The following is a 14,981-nucleotide window of genomic DNA, read 5'->3' on the forward strand; positions in this document are numbered from 1 at the left end:
GATTGCTGTCCGCATAAAGATTGCAATTGCCCTGACTGAAATCTCCTGTTATCGATTCCAGCCATGAAGCAGGAAAATTTCTTAAATCCTTTCAGTCTTGTTCTGTTTGAACCGGAAATACCTCCAAATACAGGTAATATCGCCCGCCTCTGTGCTGGGACGGACACCCCGTTACACCTTATAGAACCGCTCGGTTTCTCAATCTCGGATAAGCATCTCAAACGTGCAGGTCTGGACTACTGGCCAAGCGTAAAGCTTTCCGTCTGGAAGAACTGGCAGGAATTCAAAGACAATGTTCGCCCGCAAAGACTGGTCACAACAAGTGCCAAACGAGGTGAACACCTGTTCAACTTCAAATTTCTGCCCGGTGACCATATTGTTTTCGGACCTGAAACCAGAGGGCTGCCGGACTGGATGTTCGCTGAATTTGAGCATGCAGTAAACATCCCCACAACAAACAATGTGCGCAGCCTGAACCTATCAACTTCAGCCGGGATCATACTCTACCAGGCTTTATCATGCCTCGATGCCGAAGTTATATTCAAATAATACAACAAGATACTACAATATACATTTTTTTGGGTGCCGTGAGTATTCCATAGCTGCACATGCACTTTCTTGCATTACCTTTAAGCAAAGGGTATGTTGTCGGCTCAAGTAAATTAATTCTGGAGATTTTATGAGACTTCTTGTTACCGGCGGATGCGGATTTATCGGAACCAACTTCATCTACCTCATGACCGAACGGCATCCCGACTGGCAGATTTTCAATCTCGACAAACTCACCTATGCCGGAAACCGTAAAAACCTGCTCAAACTCGAAAAAGAGAACAACCCCGGCTACACTTTCCTGCATGGAGATATTTGTGACAAAAAATATGTCACTTCCGTGCTGCATGATTACAAAATTGATGCTGTGATAAACTTTGCTGCGGAATCACATGTGGACCGCTCCATCAACGACCCGGCCCCTTTCCTGACCACCAACACTCTTGGCGCTCAGAATATGCTGGAATGTGCCCGTCAGGCCGGAATCGAAAAATTCGTTCATGTCTCCACAGATGAAGTATACGGAACTCTCGGCCCTAGTGACCCTGCATTTACCGAGAGGAACCCGCTTGAGCCTAACAGCCCGTATTCTGCATCAAAGGCCGGTGCCGATCTCATGGCCAGAGCATATTTCGAAACTTACAAATTTCCCGTGACCATCACCAGATGTTCAAACAACTATGGTCCATACCAGTTCCCGGAAAAACTCATCCCGCTCATGTTCATCAAGGCAAGTTCAAATGAGAATCTGCCTATCTACGGAGACGGATCCAACATCAGAGACTGGATATACGTTGATGACCATTGCACCGGAGTTGAGCTGACCCTGCTCAAAGGTCGTCCGGGGCAGGCCTACAACTTCGGCGGTGCTGCTGAAAAGACCAACCTTGAGCTCGTCAGGGAACTGCTGGCCATCCTCGGCAAGGATGAATCACTCATAACCTACGTCAAGGATCGCCCGGGTCATGATATGCGCTATGCCATGGATTTTTCGCTTGCTGAGAAGGAACTTGGTTTCTCCCCTGCCATGACCTTTGAACAAGGCATCCGCAAAACAGTCGAATGGTATCGAGACAACTGCGAATGGCTTGAAGACGTGCGCAGCGGAGCTTACCGCGAATTCATGGATCATTGGTACGGAGAACGAAAATGATGGAACTGGCTGGTAAAAAAGCTGTCATTCTAGGCGGCAGGACCGGGCTATTGGGACGGATTCTTACTGAAAGACTTAAACAGCATCAGGTAATTACCATCCCACTTTCCCGATCGGACTTTGACCCGATGGACGAGAAGAGTCTAAGCGAGCTTCTTGACCGGGAAGAACCTGACTTTATTTTCAATACAGTGGCCTATACAATGGTCGACCAGGCCGAAGAAGAAGAAAACAAAGCCCACCTGCTGAACACAACCCTTCCGGTCTCACTCGGTCGTATCGCGAAAATCCGCAACTGCAAATTAATCCATTTCAGTACCGATTTTGTCTTCGACGGAAAAAAAGACTCACCATACACAGAAGAAGACACGCCAAATCCCCAGACTATTTACGGAAAGACTAAGCTTGCGGGAGAAAAAAAGCTCCTGCAGATAGACTATGACCAGATCCTGATCATCAGGACAGCATGGCTTTTCGGCCCCTACAAAACCAACTTCGTACACAAAATAATCACTTTTGCGAAAGAAAGAGATTTTCTGACCGTAGTGCACGACCAGAAGGGCTCCCCGACATATACCCCTGACCTTGCAGAATACACAATTGCCCTGGTGCAAAACGAAGCCAACGGAATTTTTAACGTGGTAAATTCCGGCAAAGCCACCTGGTGCGAGCTGGCAGCTGAAGCCATTAACTGCTCAGCAATCAACTGTCGTGTTGACGCTGTCCCCAGCAGCGCATATCCCACCAAAGCCAAAAGACCCTCCTACTCCGTTCTGGATACCGCCAAGCTGACTGAACTTACCGGAATTACACCCAGACCCTGGGTTCAGGCTCTACGTGACTACATATACAATGATATTGGAGACATACACGACGACTAAATATTTATACGGGTAAGACATGCCCAAAGGACTTGTCTGCCTGTTTATATTGAGCCGTTCTCATCCATCGGTTAACAAATAATGTGCCCTCTCACCGTCCTTATCCCTGAGTTGCCTGTATAATTTGCCCTCAACTGACTTTCGGATCAGGATATTCATACCGCTAATGATGAGAACGAAAAGACATGCCGCACGCCATATTCGTGCAAATTATTACTCACGACCAACCAAATTCAAAAAATATGAACAAAATATCCCCAAAATTAGTGCGGGATTCCATTCAGTTTGCAATGACGCTTTTCTGCGTCTGGGTGGGATATCGCTTTTACCTGTTCTTGGAATTTATGACCGGACAGTCAGCCACTCCGGTCAGCAAGCCCGGTGCTGTGGAAGGATTTCTTCCCATCAGCGCCCTGCTGTCCCTAAAAAAACTTTTCACTCAGGGAGTCTTTGATGACGTACACCCAGCCGGCCTGACTATCTTTATAGCCGTACTGGCCATGTCCCTGATCATGCGCAAAGGCTTTTGCGGTTATATCTGCCCCGTAGGCTTTATACATAATCTGCTTAACAAGATTGGCCGCAGGATTGGAAAAACAATCAGAATCAGGGGCAAACTGGAATTCGCCCTGCTAATTCCTAAGTACATAGCCATGACCTTCTTCGTGTACACGGTGTTTGTGAAAATGGGAGGACGCGAGTTGGAAGCCTTCATCCGCTCTCCCTACAATTTCACTGCGGAAGCCCGCATGATGATGTTCTTTTCCAACCCTAGTTTAACGGCGGCTCTGATCATCGGAGCACTGCCGGTTCTGGGTCTTTTCATTCCTTACTTCTGGTGCCGCTTCCTTTGCCCCTATGGAGCGCTGCTGGGAGTCATCGCCAAGGCATCACCTGTTGCGGTAAAACGCGATAAGGAGAGCTGCATCAACTGCGGTAAATGCAATAAGGCCTGTCCCGGCGGCATAGAGGTGGACCGGAAAGAAACTGTCAACTCAGCCGAATGTATAGGCTGCACTCAATGTATAAATGCCTGCCCGGTTGATGGCTGCATAACAGTGACTGACCGCCTCAGCCGGATTAAACTCCCGTGGTATGTGATCGCAGTCGGCTCGGTGTTCATCCTGCTCATTTACTACTTAGCTGCCAAAATCACCAATCACTGGGATTCGCCATATCCGCTCGAAATGCTGCGCAACTACTACATGCAGCTTGGTCAATGAGCCTACAGGAAATTAATTTTTATAATTCTGTTCATTTAGTAAATCATATTGGTGAATTATCAACGATTTAATGTCGGAGATCAATTTACAGCTGCTCATTGAACCATATTACAACGCCCATTAAGGCAATCTACACCATACGAAAAGGTCTCTTTCAGGCCGACCAATGAGAATAGAAGCCGAGAGGAATCGATGGATTCCTCTCGGCTTTATTTTATTTTCAGCATGGCAATTTCCCACTAAAAGATTATACTATTAATAGAAACAAACTCTCCAATTATGGAGGCACCCATGTCAGTTAAAACAATACTGTGGCCGACAGACCTGTCGCGCTATTCACTGGAAGCAATAGACGAAGTGGTATCACTCTCCACCCTATACGGGGCAAAGGTAGTTGTTCTCTATTCAGCTATAGATCTCTGCTCCTTCTTTCCTGCATACGGAAACTATCCAGATCAGGACTATCTGAACAGATTCCGGGACTGGGAAATCGAAAAGGCCAGAAAATCTTTGGACACTCTTTGCAATGAAGAACTCCGAAGCTGTCCGTTGATTGAAATAAGGCTTACGCATGGAGATCCGGTCGCAAATATACTCAAATATGCAGATAAGGAACGTGCTGATCTGATTGTTATTTCGAGTCACGGACTGGGAAGAGAAAAAAGAGGAGCACTACCCGGAAAGATCGGAAGTGTAACGATCAACGTGATCGAGCAATCCCCGGTTTCAGTTCACGTAATAATGAACAATTAGAAAAATCAAGCCCGGCTGAGAACTCTCAACCGGGCTTAACTTTTGTAACAAATAGTATCTAAACGATATTAGACTTTGGCAGCCTGGAGTTCCTCAATGGAGTAATCCCAGATAGTGCCGTGAGGAGCCAGCTTTTCTTCGCTGAAGAAACGGGGAAGCTGGTCGTCTTTCTTGGTGAAACCGGCCTTCACGTTGAAGTCCAGCTCATCCTTGAGGGTGTTCACGCCAAGAGCGATGAAGTCATCAGCAGTGAACTCAATACCGTGTGCAGCTGCTACGAGGTCACACATGCACTGAACTGCGTCCGGGGTATCCAGAACTGCGAAAGCAACGAACAGACAGAGGCCGAGGCCGTCGATGGAAGCGGTTGCAATCTGCAGGTTCTTGGAAAGTTCGATCTGACCTTCTTTGGACAGAGGATCAACATCGCCACCGACCTTAAGGATGTTGGTAGCAACAGCATAACCGGCAGTGTGGTCACCGCCCATGGGGGTGGTTGCGTAAGTTACGCCGATACCCTTTACGGAACGGGGGTCATATGCGGGCAGTCCCTGACCTTTAACGGTGGGGATACGGTCAACGCCGAAAGCGCGTCCTGCCATTTCAGTTCCGTTACCGATGATGCGTCCCATGGGATCGCTGGAACCGATTTTCTTGAGAAGCTCAATACCTGCCTTACCGTCACCCCAGGGAATAACACCGCCGTCCATGGCAACAGCCATGGTGCAACCCATTTCGATGGTATCAACACCTTTTTCATCGCAGATGCGGTCCATGGTGGCAATATCATCGATGTCCTTGATCAGACAGTTCGCACCGAATCCCCATACGGTTTCATATTCAAAACCGGAGGTAAGGTAGTTACCGTCCTTGTCATTATAACGCTGGGAGCACTGGATAACACAACCTGTGTGACAGCCTTCCTTGGTCTTACCGTTACGGGATTCAATGACTTCAGCAATTTTTTCACCGGAGATGTCGGCTGCGTGTTCGAAACGACCTTCACGGAAGTTCTTGGTGGGCAACGCACCGGCTTCATTGATGATGTTAACAAGGATCGCGGTACCGAATGCGGGCAGACCTTCACTGGTAACGGGATGACCCATGAGAATTTCAGTCCAGCGCTTACGGGCGGCCTTGAATTTTTCAGGATCAGCAGGCTGCATGCGGCCTTTTGCTTCAGGATCAAGAACTACTGCCTTGATCTTCTTGGAGCCCATGACTGCACCCATGCCACCGCGACCAGCGGAACGAGCAGGATTCAAATGGGGATCGGAAAACTGAATGGTGGAGGCAGCCAGACACTGCTCACCAGCGGGACCGGCAAGAGCGGTAACGACTTTTTCACCGTACATCTTTTTGAGCTCTTCGTGTGCAGGATAGTTGTCCATGCCAACGATCGGAGATGCATCCTTAAACTCTACACGGTCTGCATAAATTTCAACGATGGAGAAACCGGCACCGTCTTCGGGTTTGTCTTCGAAAATGATCGCCAGAATGTCCAGGCTGGGCATAACCTGAGCAAACTGTCCACCGGAGTTACTTTCTTTGATACCACCGGTCAGAGGAGACTTGGAACCGCAGGAAATTCTGCCGGAGTTGGCAGCGCCGGAACCGGCCAGAATACCGGCAGCCCATACGAGCTTGTTGGAAGCGGAAAGCGGATGACAGTCGCCGGGAACCTCACTGTTCACAAGGCGGGAAGTCAGTGCGCGGCCACCAAGACCTGCATATTGACCAAGTTCTTCGAACTTGAACTCTTTGGTACGAGTATTAATTCTGAGGAGTCTGGGCATCTTACCCTCCATGAATTTAAAAAATTAATAAAAACCAACCTTCTGTTCGAATAAAGCAATTTTGTTAATAAGTAGCGCAAGTATATACGCAGCAATCACATTGTCAAAGATTTTAAATTATATCCCCGTAAGCACATAACAATTTATATTATATCATTTTAGACATATTAACAATTTTGAAAGCAGTATTCAAAAATACTACTTAACAAAGCATAAAATAAACACACTATAACAGAACACTACAACAGCACTGCGATTCATAACATTTTAAACATTTGATTTATAGATCTTCAAATTACTGTACAACAAAAGAAGCACAGAAAAATTTGCACGGCAACCTATAAAAATACAAGTTACACTCACAAACAGCAACAGCTGCAAATTATCTCGACACATAATTACTTCCAATGATCAAATTCCCTGCACTACTTCCGCGAATAACAAAAATAATATAACCTCATTGCTGAGTATGGACAAAATCAAACGCAAGGAACATATAATGACCACATATTCATGTATTCTGGCAGCAATTAATGACCCGGAAAAACTTGAGCAACTCTATCGGGAAGATCACACCGGTTTCACCAGCAACTACCTTTCGGTTTTAGCCGAATTCCCGGATTCAATGCTGTTGAGGGCGTGGAGAGCCCGTCTTGAATATGTTGAAACACGTCAGCACCAAATGAGTGCTGTCGATATTCTGATTATGGTCATTCTCTGCATAATTTCAGGAAGTCTGCTGAAAATTCCAGACTGGACATCTATCAGTGATTCCGATTTCTATCCGAGAATGCTTGTACTGATTCCCATGTCTGCAATGTTTTTCTACACCATGTACATGCGCAAGTGGCCGCTCAGAACGACCATGGCCGGACTTGGATTCATCGGCATAACCGCGCTTATAATGGTGGCAATTCCTGACAACTGGGATGATGTGTACGAACTGGCCTGCTTCAATCTTCCGTTCCTGCTCTGGGCCTGCTACGGAACCGCACGTCTCGGTACGGAATACAGATCTGCTGCCGCACGGATCGAATTTCTCCGCTTCACCGGGGAATTCATCATACATGCCGGACTTCTTGTCATCGGAGGGGGGATACTGCTGTTTCTGACTGACGGACTGTTCAATCTGCTTGACATCAGCAGCAGGTGGATACTGGAATATCCAGCTGTTTACGGCTGTGCGGCAATTCCTCTGGTCGCGGCCTGGGCAACGGATTCCTACTCCGCGGCACGCCGCCTTGTGCCGCTTCTGGCCAGGATATTCTCTCCTCTCCTACTTCTGCTTACCTTGACCTACATGACGGCCATGGCGCTGAATACTGAAGAGCTGTTTCATGACCGCTCAACCCTGCTGATCTACAACATCCTGCTTCTCTGTGTTCTGGCAACAGCAATCTTCACCCAGACTGGGCATGGGGAACAAAAATACGGACGCTTTCTGACAGGCATTATAAGCCTGATGGTCTTCTCCACCCTGGTACTGGATGCAATTGCCGTGACTGCTATCTGCTGGCGCATTATCGAATTCAGTCTCACAGCCAACCGCCTGGCAGTCCTCGGATCAAACCTGATTATATTCGGCAATCTTGCTTCAATGGGGCACGGATATATACGTTACTGGAAAAATCTAGGCTCACTGCAGGACATTGAAGTATCAATTGCAGCCTACCTGCCAGCCTATCTGTACTGGACATTTTTTTCCACTTTCATTCAGCCCTGGATTTTCAGGTACTAGCACAAAAAAAACGGGGACAGACCGAAGTCTGTCCCCGCCATAATGACGCATAAACTAAACCGCCTGATTAGGCAGCTTCGGCTCCTGCCTTATCGTTGTCTTCCGCAAAGCTGCCGGGACCGAACCCAAGCAGGATGGGGCTGGCTACGAAAATGGAGGAATAGGTACCTACGCCTACGCCTACGAGCAGAGCCAGGGCGAAGTCATGAATGACGCCGCCGCCAAGAGCAAACAGAGCCGCTACAACCAGCAGAGTGGTACCGGAAGTAAGAATGGTACGGCTCAGAGTCTGGTTAATGCTGATGTTGATGGTTTCAGCAAGTGAATCGCTGATCTTGGCATTAAGGTTTTCGCGGATACGGTCAAAAACGATGATGGTATCGTTCAGGGAGTAACCGATGATGGTCAGCAGTGCCGCAATAATGGTCAGGTCGAATTCCTTTCCGAGAAGAGAAAAGACGCCGACAGTGATCAGAACGTCGTGGATAAGGGCCACGATGGCACCAAGCGCATAGTTGAGTTTGAGATACCAGCACAGGGCTACGGTGATGAACAGTGCACCAAAAATAAGCACACTGGTGGACATGCCAAGCATCTGCAGCGCAGTGATACCTGCAAAAAGACCACCGGCCATGATGGCGGCAGCAAACCAGCGCTGTTCGAAACGACCGGAGATATAAATAGCGATGAGCAGCACTGCGTAGAACAGAGCTTCAAGAGCCTTGGTTCTCAGGTCTGCTCCAACCTTCGGGCCGACCATTTCCAGACGCTGGAGATCAAAACCGGTATCTTTAAGATTAGTAGTGAAATCCTTGGTGATCTGCTCTCTGACCTCAGAAGAACTGATATCAGAAGAAGAGGTCCTGATCAGGACTTCATTGTCATCTGCATGGCCGAAGCTCTGAACAACAAGGCCGGGAAGCTTACTGTCCTTCAGTGCTCCCTTTACGTCTTTGACGTCGACCTGTTTGTCGAACTTGACCTGAACCACAATACCGCCGGCAAAGTCGATGCCGTACTTGGGTCCGCCATTGAATACAAGAGAACCGAGACCGAGCAGTATCAGCACTGCCGAAATGATAAAAGCGTTACGCTTGAATCCGATAAAATCAATCTTGGTATCGGGTTTAATTATCTGCAATCCCATTGCTCACTCTCCTTAAATGCTCAGCGGCGCATCAGCGGCACGCTTGGAGGTGTAAAGATCAAACAAGATGCGGCTTACGAAGATGGCGGTAAACATGGAGGTAATGATACCCAGAGTCAGAGTTACCGCAAAACCGCGAACAGGCCCGGTACCGAACTGGTAAAGAATGACCGCAGCGATCACGGTGGTGATGTTTGCGTCCAGAATTGTCAGGGTTGCCCTGCTGTAGCCTTCCACAATGGCGGCCTTGGCGGTCAGCCCTCTTCTGAGTTCTTCACGTATGCGTTCGAAGATAATGACGTTGGCGTCAACGGCCATACCGATAGTCAGGATGATACCTGCGATACCGGGAAGGGTCAGTGTTGCTCCGAAAACAGCCAGACCGGCAAGGATCAGCACGATGTTCAGTACCAGCACGAGGTCAGCCACTAAACCGGCAAAACCATAGTAGGCAAACATGAACACGAGGACCGCGATACTGCCCACGATAGCGGCAGTGATGCCCTTGTCGATGGACTCCTGTCCAAGGGAAGGACCGACGGTACGCTGTTCGAGGATTTTAACAGGTGCAGGCAGGGAACCGGCACGCAGAACAATGGCCAGGTCATGGGCCTCGTCAGTGCTGTAGCTTCCGGTGATGGAAGCGCGTCCGCCGGCGATTTTATCCTGAATGGTAGGCGCGGAATAAACTTTACCGTCAAGGACGATGGCCATCTGCTTCTTGATGTTTTCACCGGTGACACGTTCAAAGATTCTTGCACCCCTGCTGTTGAAGTTCAGAGTTACATAAGGCTTGTTGAACTGGTCAAAACGGGTCTGTGCATCGGTGATGTATTCACCGGTAAGCAGAGCATCCTTTTTGAGAACAATCGGCTTTTCAATGTAAGAACCATCAGGAAGCCTATGTCTGATAACAGTGACTTCGCAACCGGGGGCAACAATGCCCTTCTGTGCTTTTTCAAGGTCGGCGGAATCATCAACAAGCTTGAATTCAAGGTGCGCTGTCTTGCCGATGATCTTGATGGCTCTTTCAGGATCCTGCATACCGGGCAGCTGAATCAGAATGCGGTTATCCTGCTGTCTGCGGATATCAGGCTCAGCAACACCGAACTGGTCGATACGGTTGCGGATGGTCTTGATAGCCTGATCCATGGTCAGCTTGGTCAGGTACTTTTTGTATTCCGGACTGGGAGCAAAAACGTAAGTGACTTTACCATCCGGCTGAACGGAGGTGCTGATGATATTAAGGTTGTTGAAACTCTTCTTGACCAGTTCTTCAAATTTCTCTTTCTGGTCCTGCTTGAGCAGCACGGCTTCAACCCTTTCGCCGCTGAGGGCTTTGGGTTTGAGGACGATAATTCCGTCCTCTCTGGCAATGGCTCTAAGGTCATCACCCATGCGCGAAAGATTGTTATCCATGGCTTTTTCCATGTCCACGCCCAAAGTGAGGTGGATTCCGCCCTTGAGGTCAAGCCCCAGACTGATTTTGTCCTCAGGCAGCAGGCGCGCAAGACCTGAGTTCTGAACCGCAGGCAGTGAAGGAAGGAGGTAGGCAACTCCAAACACAACAACAAGCAGGGTCAGGACAATTTTCCAACGAAGACTCCCGTTCATCTCCTCTCCCTTAAGTAATTAGAAATAGGATAGGTTACAAAAAACACCAAAAAGGCAAGCACCCCCGGGCCGGGCCGGAAAGTGACTTGCCTTGTAAGGCTTCACTACACAAAAGACTTATTTGTCTTTCTTTTCTTCTTTCTTTTCAGCTTTCTTAACAGGGTTGGCAAGGCCGGCAACATAAGATCTGTCGACTTTAACCTGCATACCTTCGCCAAGCTCAACAGTAAGTTCATCACCAGCTACCGCCATGACACGTCCGTAAAGTCCGCCGGCAGTAAGAATGCGATCCCCTTTCTGAATGCCTTCGAGCATAGCTTTGTGCTCCTTGGCTTTTTTCTGCTGAGGTCTGATAAGCAGAAAATAGAAAATTGCAAACATAAGAATAAGGGGGAGAAAAGAACCGAGTGCACCTGCGGGACCTGCCTGGCCCTGCTGTCCGGCTGTACCCATCGCATTAGCGATATCTGCAAAAAACATTACGTCCTCCTGAAAAGACTGTGTACGAATGATACAATCCGCCTGTTAGACGGGAACATACATATTCCCGTAGGGGCGGTGCGAACGGGGTGAAAGCCTGATGAAAGGCGATGCCATTATATCTTTAGCATCCACACCGATTTCCTCAGAATAGTCATGAACGATATCGGCAATGGCCTCCATATCGCTCCTGTCCGCAGGAGCAGAGCTTATCTGTGCCCCGACAATTCCCTGCGGCAATTCACCGCGAACGTATATAACGCCGCCGTGCATACCCGTCGCAAGAGACATGCCTGCAACGGGCGATTCCGGTTTACCGGAATACATGCCCAGAAGTAAGATAACCCCTCCGGCCATGTATTCACCCAGAAAATCTCCGGCTTTTCCGCCGATTACTATCACGGGCTGCTGATCCATATATGATTTCATATGAATACCCACCCGATACCCGACATCGCCACGGACGTAAATAGCCCCGCCACGCATGGCGTAACCAAGAACATCTCCGGCCATGCCTTTGATTATAACCCGGCCGTCATCCATGGTATTTCCAACCCCGTCCTGAGCATTGCCGTTGACGACAATACGCGGACCTTTCATGAATGCAGCCAGATCCTGCCCGGGCGTACCGTTGACCGTAAAAGTCAATTCGCCCTTTAAAGCAGTAGCTATGTACCTCTGTCCGATAACATTGTCGAGAACGAAATCATCAACACCGTGCCGGACACTTTCACGTATTATTTCATTGAGCCTGCGGTAATCGAGTCCGGAGGCATCTATGACCAGCCTGCGCTCACCCATGATCCACCTCCAGTGTCTCAATGATCACCGGTTCTCCGGCCTTGGGCATCCAGACCTCGTCAAGATCACGGCAGACCAGACGGATAGCGCTTTCTTCGCTGGACATGTAAACCGCATCCCCTTTACGGGCCACCACAAGGGGGCGGAGCTTAATGCGATCGTTAAGTCCCCACAGACTCCCGGAATCCGCAACCAGTATGGCAAACGGACCGTTCAGCATTGCACTTGCGTATGTGGTTCTAAGTGCCGTGTAAAGCTTTTTCTCGCGTGCACCCATCTTTTCAATGTCTTCCCAGAATGGCGGCGCGAAAACGGATGAAACGAGCTTTCGGCTCAAACCGTGTTTACGTATCAGTAAATCAATTAAATATGCAACAACTTCCGTATCGGTCCCCATGGTACATTCGTACCCGTGGGTACAGAGGTACCGGCGATTTATCCCGTAGGATGAGATTTCTCCGTTATGCACAATGGACCAGTCCAGAATGGTAAACGGATGCGCTCCACCCCACCAGCCCGGAGTATTGGTGGGAAAGCGGTTGTGCCCGGTCCAGATGTAGGCGCTGTATTCATCCAGCCTGTAGAATTCGGCAATATCCTCGGGATAACCGACCCCCTTGAATCCACCCATGTTCTTGCCGCTGGAAAGGACAAAGGCACCGGGTACCTCCTTGTTGATCTTCATGACCACACCGACGATATAGTCTGATTCATCCCCGCCGCTGAAAGGAGCAGGAGGTAAAAGTTCCTTGGGACTTACGAAAAACCGCCAGACCATCGGCGGATCGGGAATGGAGAGTACCTTGCGGGTCCTGATGGGCTCGGCTTCATGAATATCAAAATAGAGTTTTATAATCTCCTCGGCCCGGTCCAGAGAGAGCTGGTCGTCACAAAGCAGCTGGAAGCAGTACTTGTCTTCGAAATCCGGATATATTCCGTAAGCGGCAAATCCGCCTCCAAGCCCGTTGCCACGGTCATGCATGCAGGCCATAGCCTGAATGGGGATATTACCCGGAATACATTCCCGCCTGCGGTTTATCACCCCGAAAACACCGCACCCGGAGACATCCTTTTCGAAATCATAATACTTTTCAGGAGCTTTCATGATGCCTCCGAAAAACAGCTATTCAGGATTCCATGCCTTGTTGAAAAAATCGTCAGGCCACATCAGTACATCCGGCTCCCCTTCACTGAGCCTTTTGCGGGTATAGGCATCAACCTTGAACCTGAACTTGATAAATGATGTGTACATCCCCGCATAATCAATATCCCCTACGAGGACGTAACCGACCAGATTGTCGCCTTTGAAGACAAGCTTGCGGTAGCTCTGCTTCGGTTCACTGTAAAAAATATAGATTTCGTATTCACTGCTGTCAGCCGGAGGATTGGCTTCACCTACCGAAATTGTAGGCAGCCCGAAAAAGCTGATGGAACTCATGGACATGGTTCCGGGATAATCGGCTTCATTTCCGGCCATATTCTTACCGGCATAATACCCCTGTGTGTAGGCATTGGACCAGACAGGTACGACCATGTCCTTGTCAAAGACCACGTCCTTGGCATGGGCCACATCACCGGCAGCATAAATATTTTCATTGCTGGTGCGCATCCGGTCGCTGACGATAATCCCGTTTCCGACTTCCAGTCCGGCATTTGCGGCCAGTGAGGTATTGGAAATGACCCCTATGGCAATCACAACTGCGTCAGCTTCAAGAAACGAATTATCATCAAGGAGCACTCCGCGAAGATTTCCCTCTCCATCACGTACAATCTCTTTTGCCCTGACGCCGCAGCGAAGCATCATCCCGGCAGCCTCAATCCTCTGGTTAATAAGACCGGCGGCCTTCTCGTCATAAGCCAGCGGCAGAATGCGACCGGCCTCTTCCACTACGGCGACCTGCACACCACGATTGTACAGGCTCTCCGCAGCCTTCAGGCCGATCAGCCCGCCTCCGATAACAACAGCCCTCTTGAGGGTCTTCAGCACAGCCATCAGCCCGAAGGCATCCTTGGCCGCGGTGAAGTTGTACACATCCGGCCCGTACATACCTTTTATCTGCGGCGTAAACGGGGTGCCGCCGGTGGCAAGGAGAAGTCTGTCATAAAAAATACGTTCTCCAGTGGAAGTGACTACCTGCCTTGAGTCGACATCAATATCAACGACGGTGGTTCCCAGACGCAATTCAACATTCTTACCCTCGTAAAAATCATCCGAACGAACCGAAAGCCGTTCCGGATTAATTCTCCCCGCAAGCAGGTATGAGGTGAGCGGCTTGCCGTATGCGGCTGTATTTTCTGCTCCGATTACAGTTATGGAGCCTTTTCTGTCGTGCTTCCTGATCCCGTCAATCGCCCCGAGGGAGGCTATGCCGTTCCCGATAATCACATATTTCATAAGACTACCGCTCCTCGTATTTCAGTGCCCTGTTCGGACAGGCTTCAACACAGGCAGGACCTTCCTTCCGCCCTGAACAAAGGTCACACTTTACTATCTTATTCTGCAGCCGGTTACGTTGAATCGCGCCGTAGGGGCAGGCCATAAGGCAGGACCAGCACCCAACGCATCTGTCCGCATCATAAACGGTGATGCCGGTATTATCGTCTTTGGTAAGGGCCCCGGAAATACATACCGGTACGCACTGCGGTTCATCACAATGACGGCAGCTTATGGACACACATTCATTATCATTTTCAAAAACCCTTTTGCATGCCGAAAGCCCCTTGGACCTTTCTTCCCTGTAGGCGAGGACAATATCACTGCTGTCGGAGTGGGCGGCAAGGCAGGCCAGTTCGCACAATCTGCACCCGATGCAGAAATTCTTGTCAGGATATACACGTTTCATAAC

14 protein-coding genes are annotated in these 14,981 nt (G+C 49.2%); 6 read left to right on the plus strand and 8 right to left on the minus strand.

From position 1 onward, the window contains the following. Positions 1–63: 63 nt before the first annotated feature. From N7E73_RS00075 to N7E73_RS00095, 5 genes are all read left to right on the plus strand, one after another. Positions 64–549, plus strand: a complete 486-nt coding sequence (locus N7E73_RS00075; protein ID WP_432736583.1) for a tRNA (cytidine(34)-2'-O)-methyltransferase — start codon at positions 64–66, stop codon at positions 547–549. Positions 550–679: 130 nt separating this feature from the next. Further along, on the plus strand, positions 680–1,702 hold the full coding sequence (rfbB, locus tag N7E73_RS00080; RefSeq protein WP_432736584.1) for a dTDP-glucose 4,6-dehydratase: 1,023 nt from the start codon (positions 680–682) through the stop codon (positions 1,700–1,702). Continuing rightward, on the plus strand, positions 1,699–2,583 hold the full coding sequence (gene rfbD, locus N7E73_RS00085; RefSeq protein ID WP_432736585.1) for a dTDP-4-dehydrorhamnose reductase: 885 nt from the start codon (positions 1,699–1,701) through the stop codon (positions 2,581–2,583). Before rfbB ends, rfbD begins: the two co-directional genes overlap by 4 nt. A 344-nt stretch (positions 2,584–2,927) precedes the next feature. After that, a complete protein-coding gene (locus tag N7E73_RS00090; RefSeq protein WP_432736586.1) occupies positions 2,928–3,806 on the plus strand; it encodes a 4Fe-4S binding protein in 879 nt (292 codons plus the stop codon). A gap of 291 nt (positions 3,807–4,097) precedes the next feature. Beyond that, the gene (locus tag N7E73_RS00095; protein ID WP_432736588.1) at positions 4,098–4,559 is read left to right on the plus strand and encodes a universal stress protein; all 462 of its coding nucleotides are present in this window, start codon (positions 4,098–4,100) and stop codon (positions 4,557–4,559) included. A gap of 68 nt (positions 4,560–4,627) precedes the next feature. Here N7E73_RS00095 and N7E73_RS00100 read toward each other — a convergent pair whose 3' ends face one another. Then, on the minus strand, positions 4,628–6,355 hold the full coding sequence (locus N7E73_RS00100; RefSeq protein WP_432736589.1) for an aldehyde ferredoxin oxidoreductase family protein: 1,728 nt from the start codon (positions 6,353–6,355) through the stop codon (positions 4,628–4,630). Positions 6,356–6,854: 499 nt separating this feature from the next. Between N7E73_RS00100 and N7E73_RS00105 the strand changes: the two genes are divergently transcribed. After that, the gene (locus tag N7E73_RS00105; protein ID WP_432736591.1) at positions 6,855–8,093 is read left to right on the plus strand and encodes a hypothetical protein; all 1,239 of its coding nucleotides are present in this window, start codon (positions 6,855–6,857) and stop codon (positions 8,091–8,093) included. Between the two features lie 67 nt (positions 8,094–8,160). Here the strand turns inward: N7E73_RS00105 and secF are convergent, their stop codons facing one another. The 7 genes from secF to N7E73_RS00140 form a co-directional block, all read right to left on the minus strand. Then, entirely contained in the window at positions 8,161–9,240 is a 1,080-nt protein-coding gene (secF, locus tag N7E73_RS00110) for a protein translocase subunit SecF (protein WP_432736592.1), read from the minus strand. 12 nt (positions 9,241–9,252) lie between these two features. After that, entirely contained in the window at positions 9,253–10,854 is a 1,602-nt protein-coding gene (gene secD, locus N7E73_RS00115) for a protein translocase subunit SecD (RefSeq protein ID WP_432736593.1), read from the minus strand. Positions 10,855–10,971: 117 nt separating this feature from the next. Then, complete coding sequence (yajC, locus tag N7E73_RS00120; RefSeq protein ID WP_432736594.1) at positions 10,972–11,334, minus strand: preprotein translocase subunit YajC; 363 nt, start codon at positions 11,332–11,334, stop codon at positions 10,972–10,974. 45 nt (positions 11,335–11,379) lie between these two features. After that, entirely contained in the window at positions 11,380–12,135 is a 756-nt protein-coding gene (locus tag N7E73_RS00125; RefSeq protein WP_432736595.1) for a hypothetical protein, read from the minus strand. After that, positions 12,128–13,240, minus strand: a complete 1,113-nt coding sequence (locus N7E73_RS00130; RefSeq protein WP_432736597.1) for a class II glutamine amidotransferase — start codon at positions 13,238–13,240, stop codon at positions 12,128–12,130. The genes N7E73_RS00125 and N7E73_RS00130 overlap by 8 nt, the downstream gene beginning before the upstream one ends. 18 nt (positions 13,241–13,258) lie before the next feature. Further along, positions 13,259–14,530 carry an NAD(P)/FAD-dependent oxidoreductase gene (locus N7E73_RS00135; RefSeq protein WP_432736599.1) on the minus strand — a complete coding sequence of 424 codons (1,272 nt, stop codon included), beginning with the start codon at positions 14,528–14,530 and terminating at the stop codon, positions 13,259–13,261. A 4-nt stretch (positions 14,531–14,534) separates the two neighbouring features. Beyond that, positions 14,535–14,978 carry a 4Fe-4S dicluster domain-containing protein gene (locus N7E73_RS00140; protein ID WP_432736600.1) on the minus strand — a complete coding sequence of 148 codons (444 nt, stop codon included), beginning with the start codon at positions 14,976–14,978 and terminating at the stop codon, positions 14,535–14,537. Positions 14,979–14,981 lie beyond the last annotated feature (3 nt).

It is taken from the genome of Maridesulfovibrio sp. FT414 (genome assembly GCF_050916235.1).
In the GTDB taxonomy this organism is placed as follows: domain Bacteria; phylum Desulfobacterota; class Desulfovibrionia; order Desulfovibrionales; family Desulfovibrionaceae; genus Maridesulfovibrio.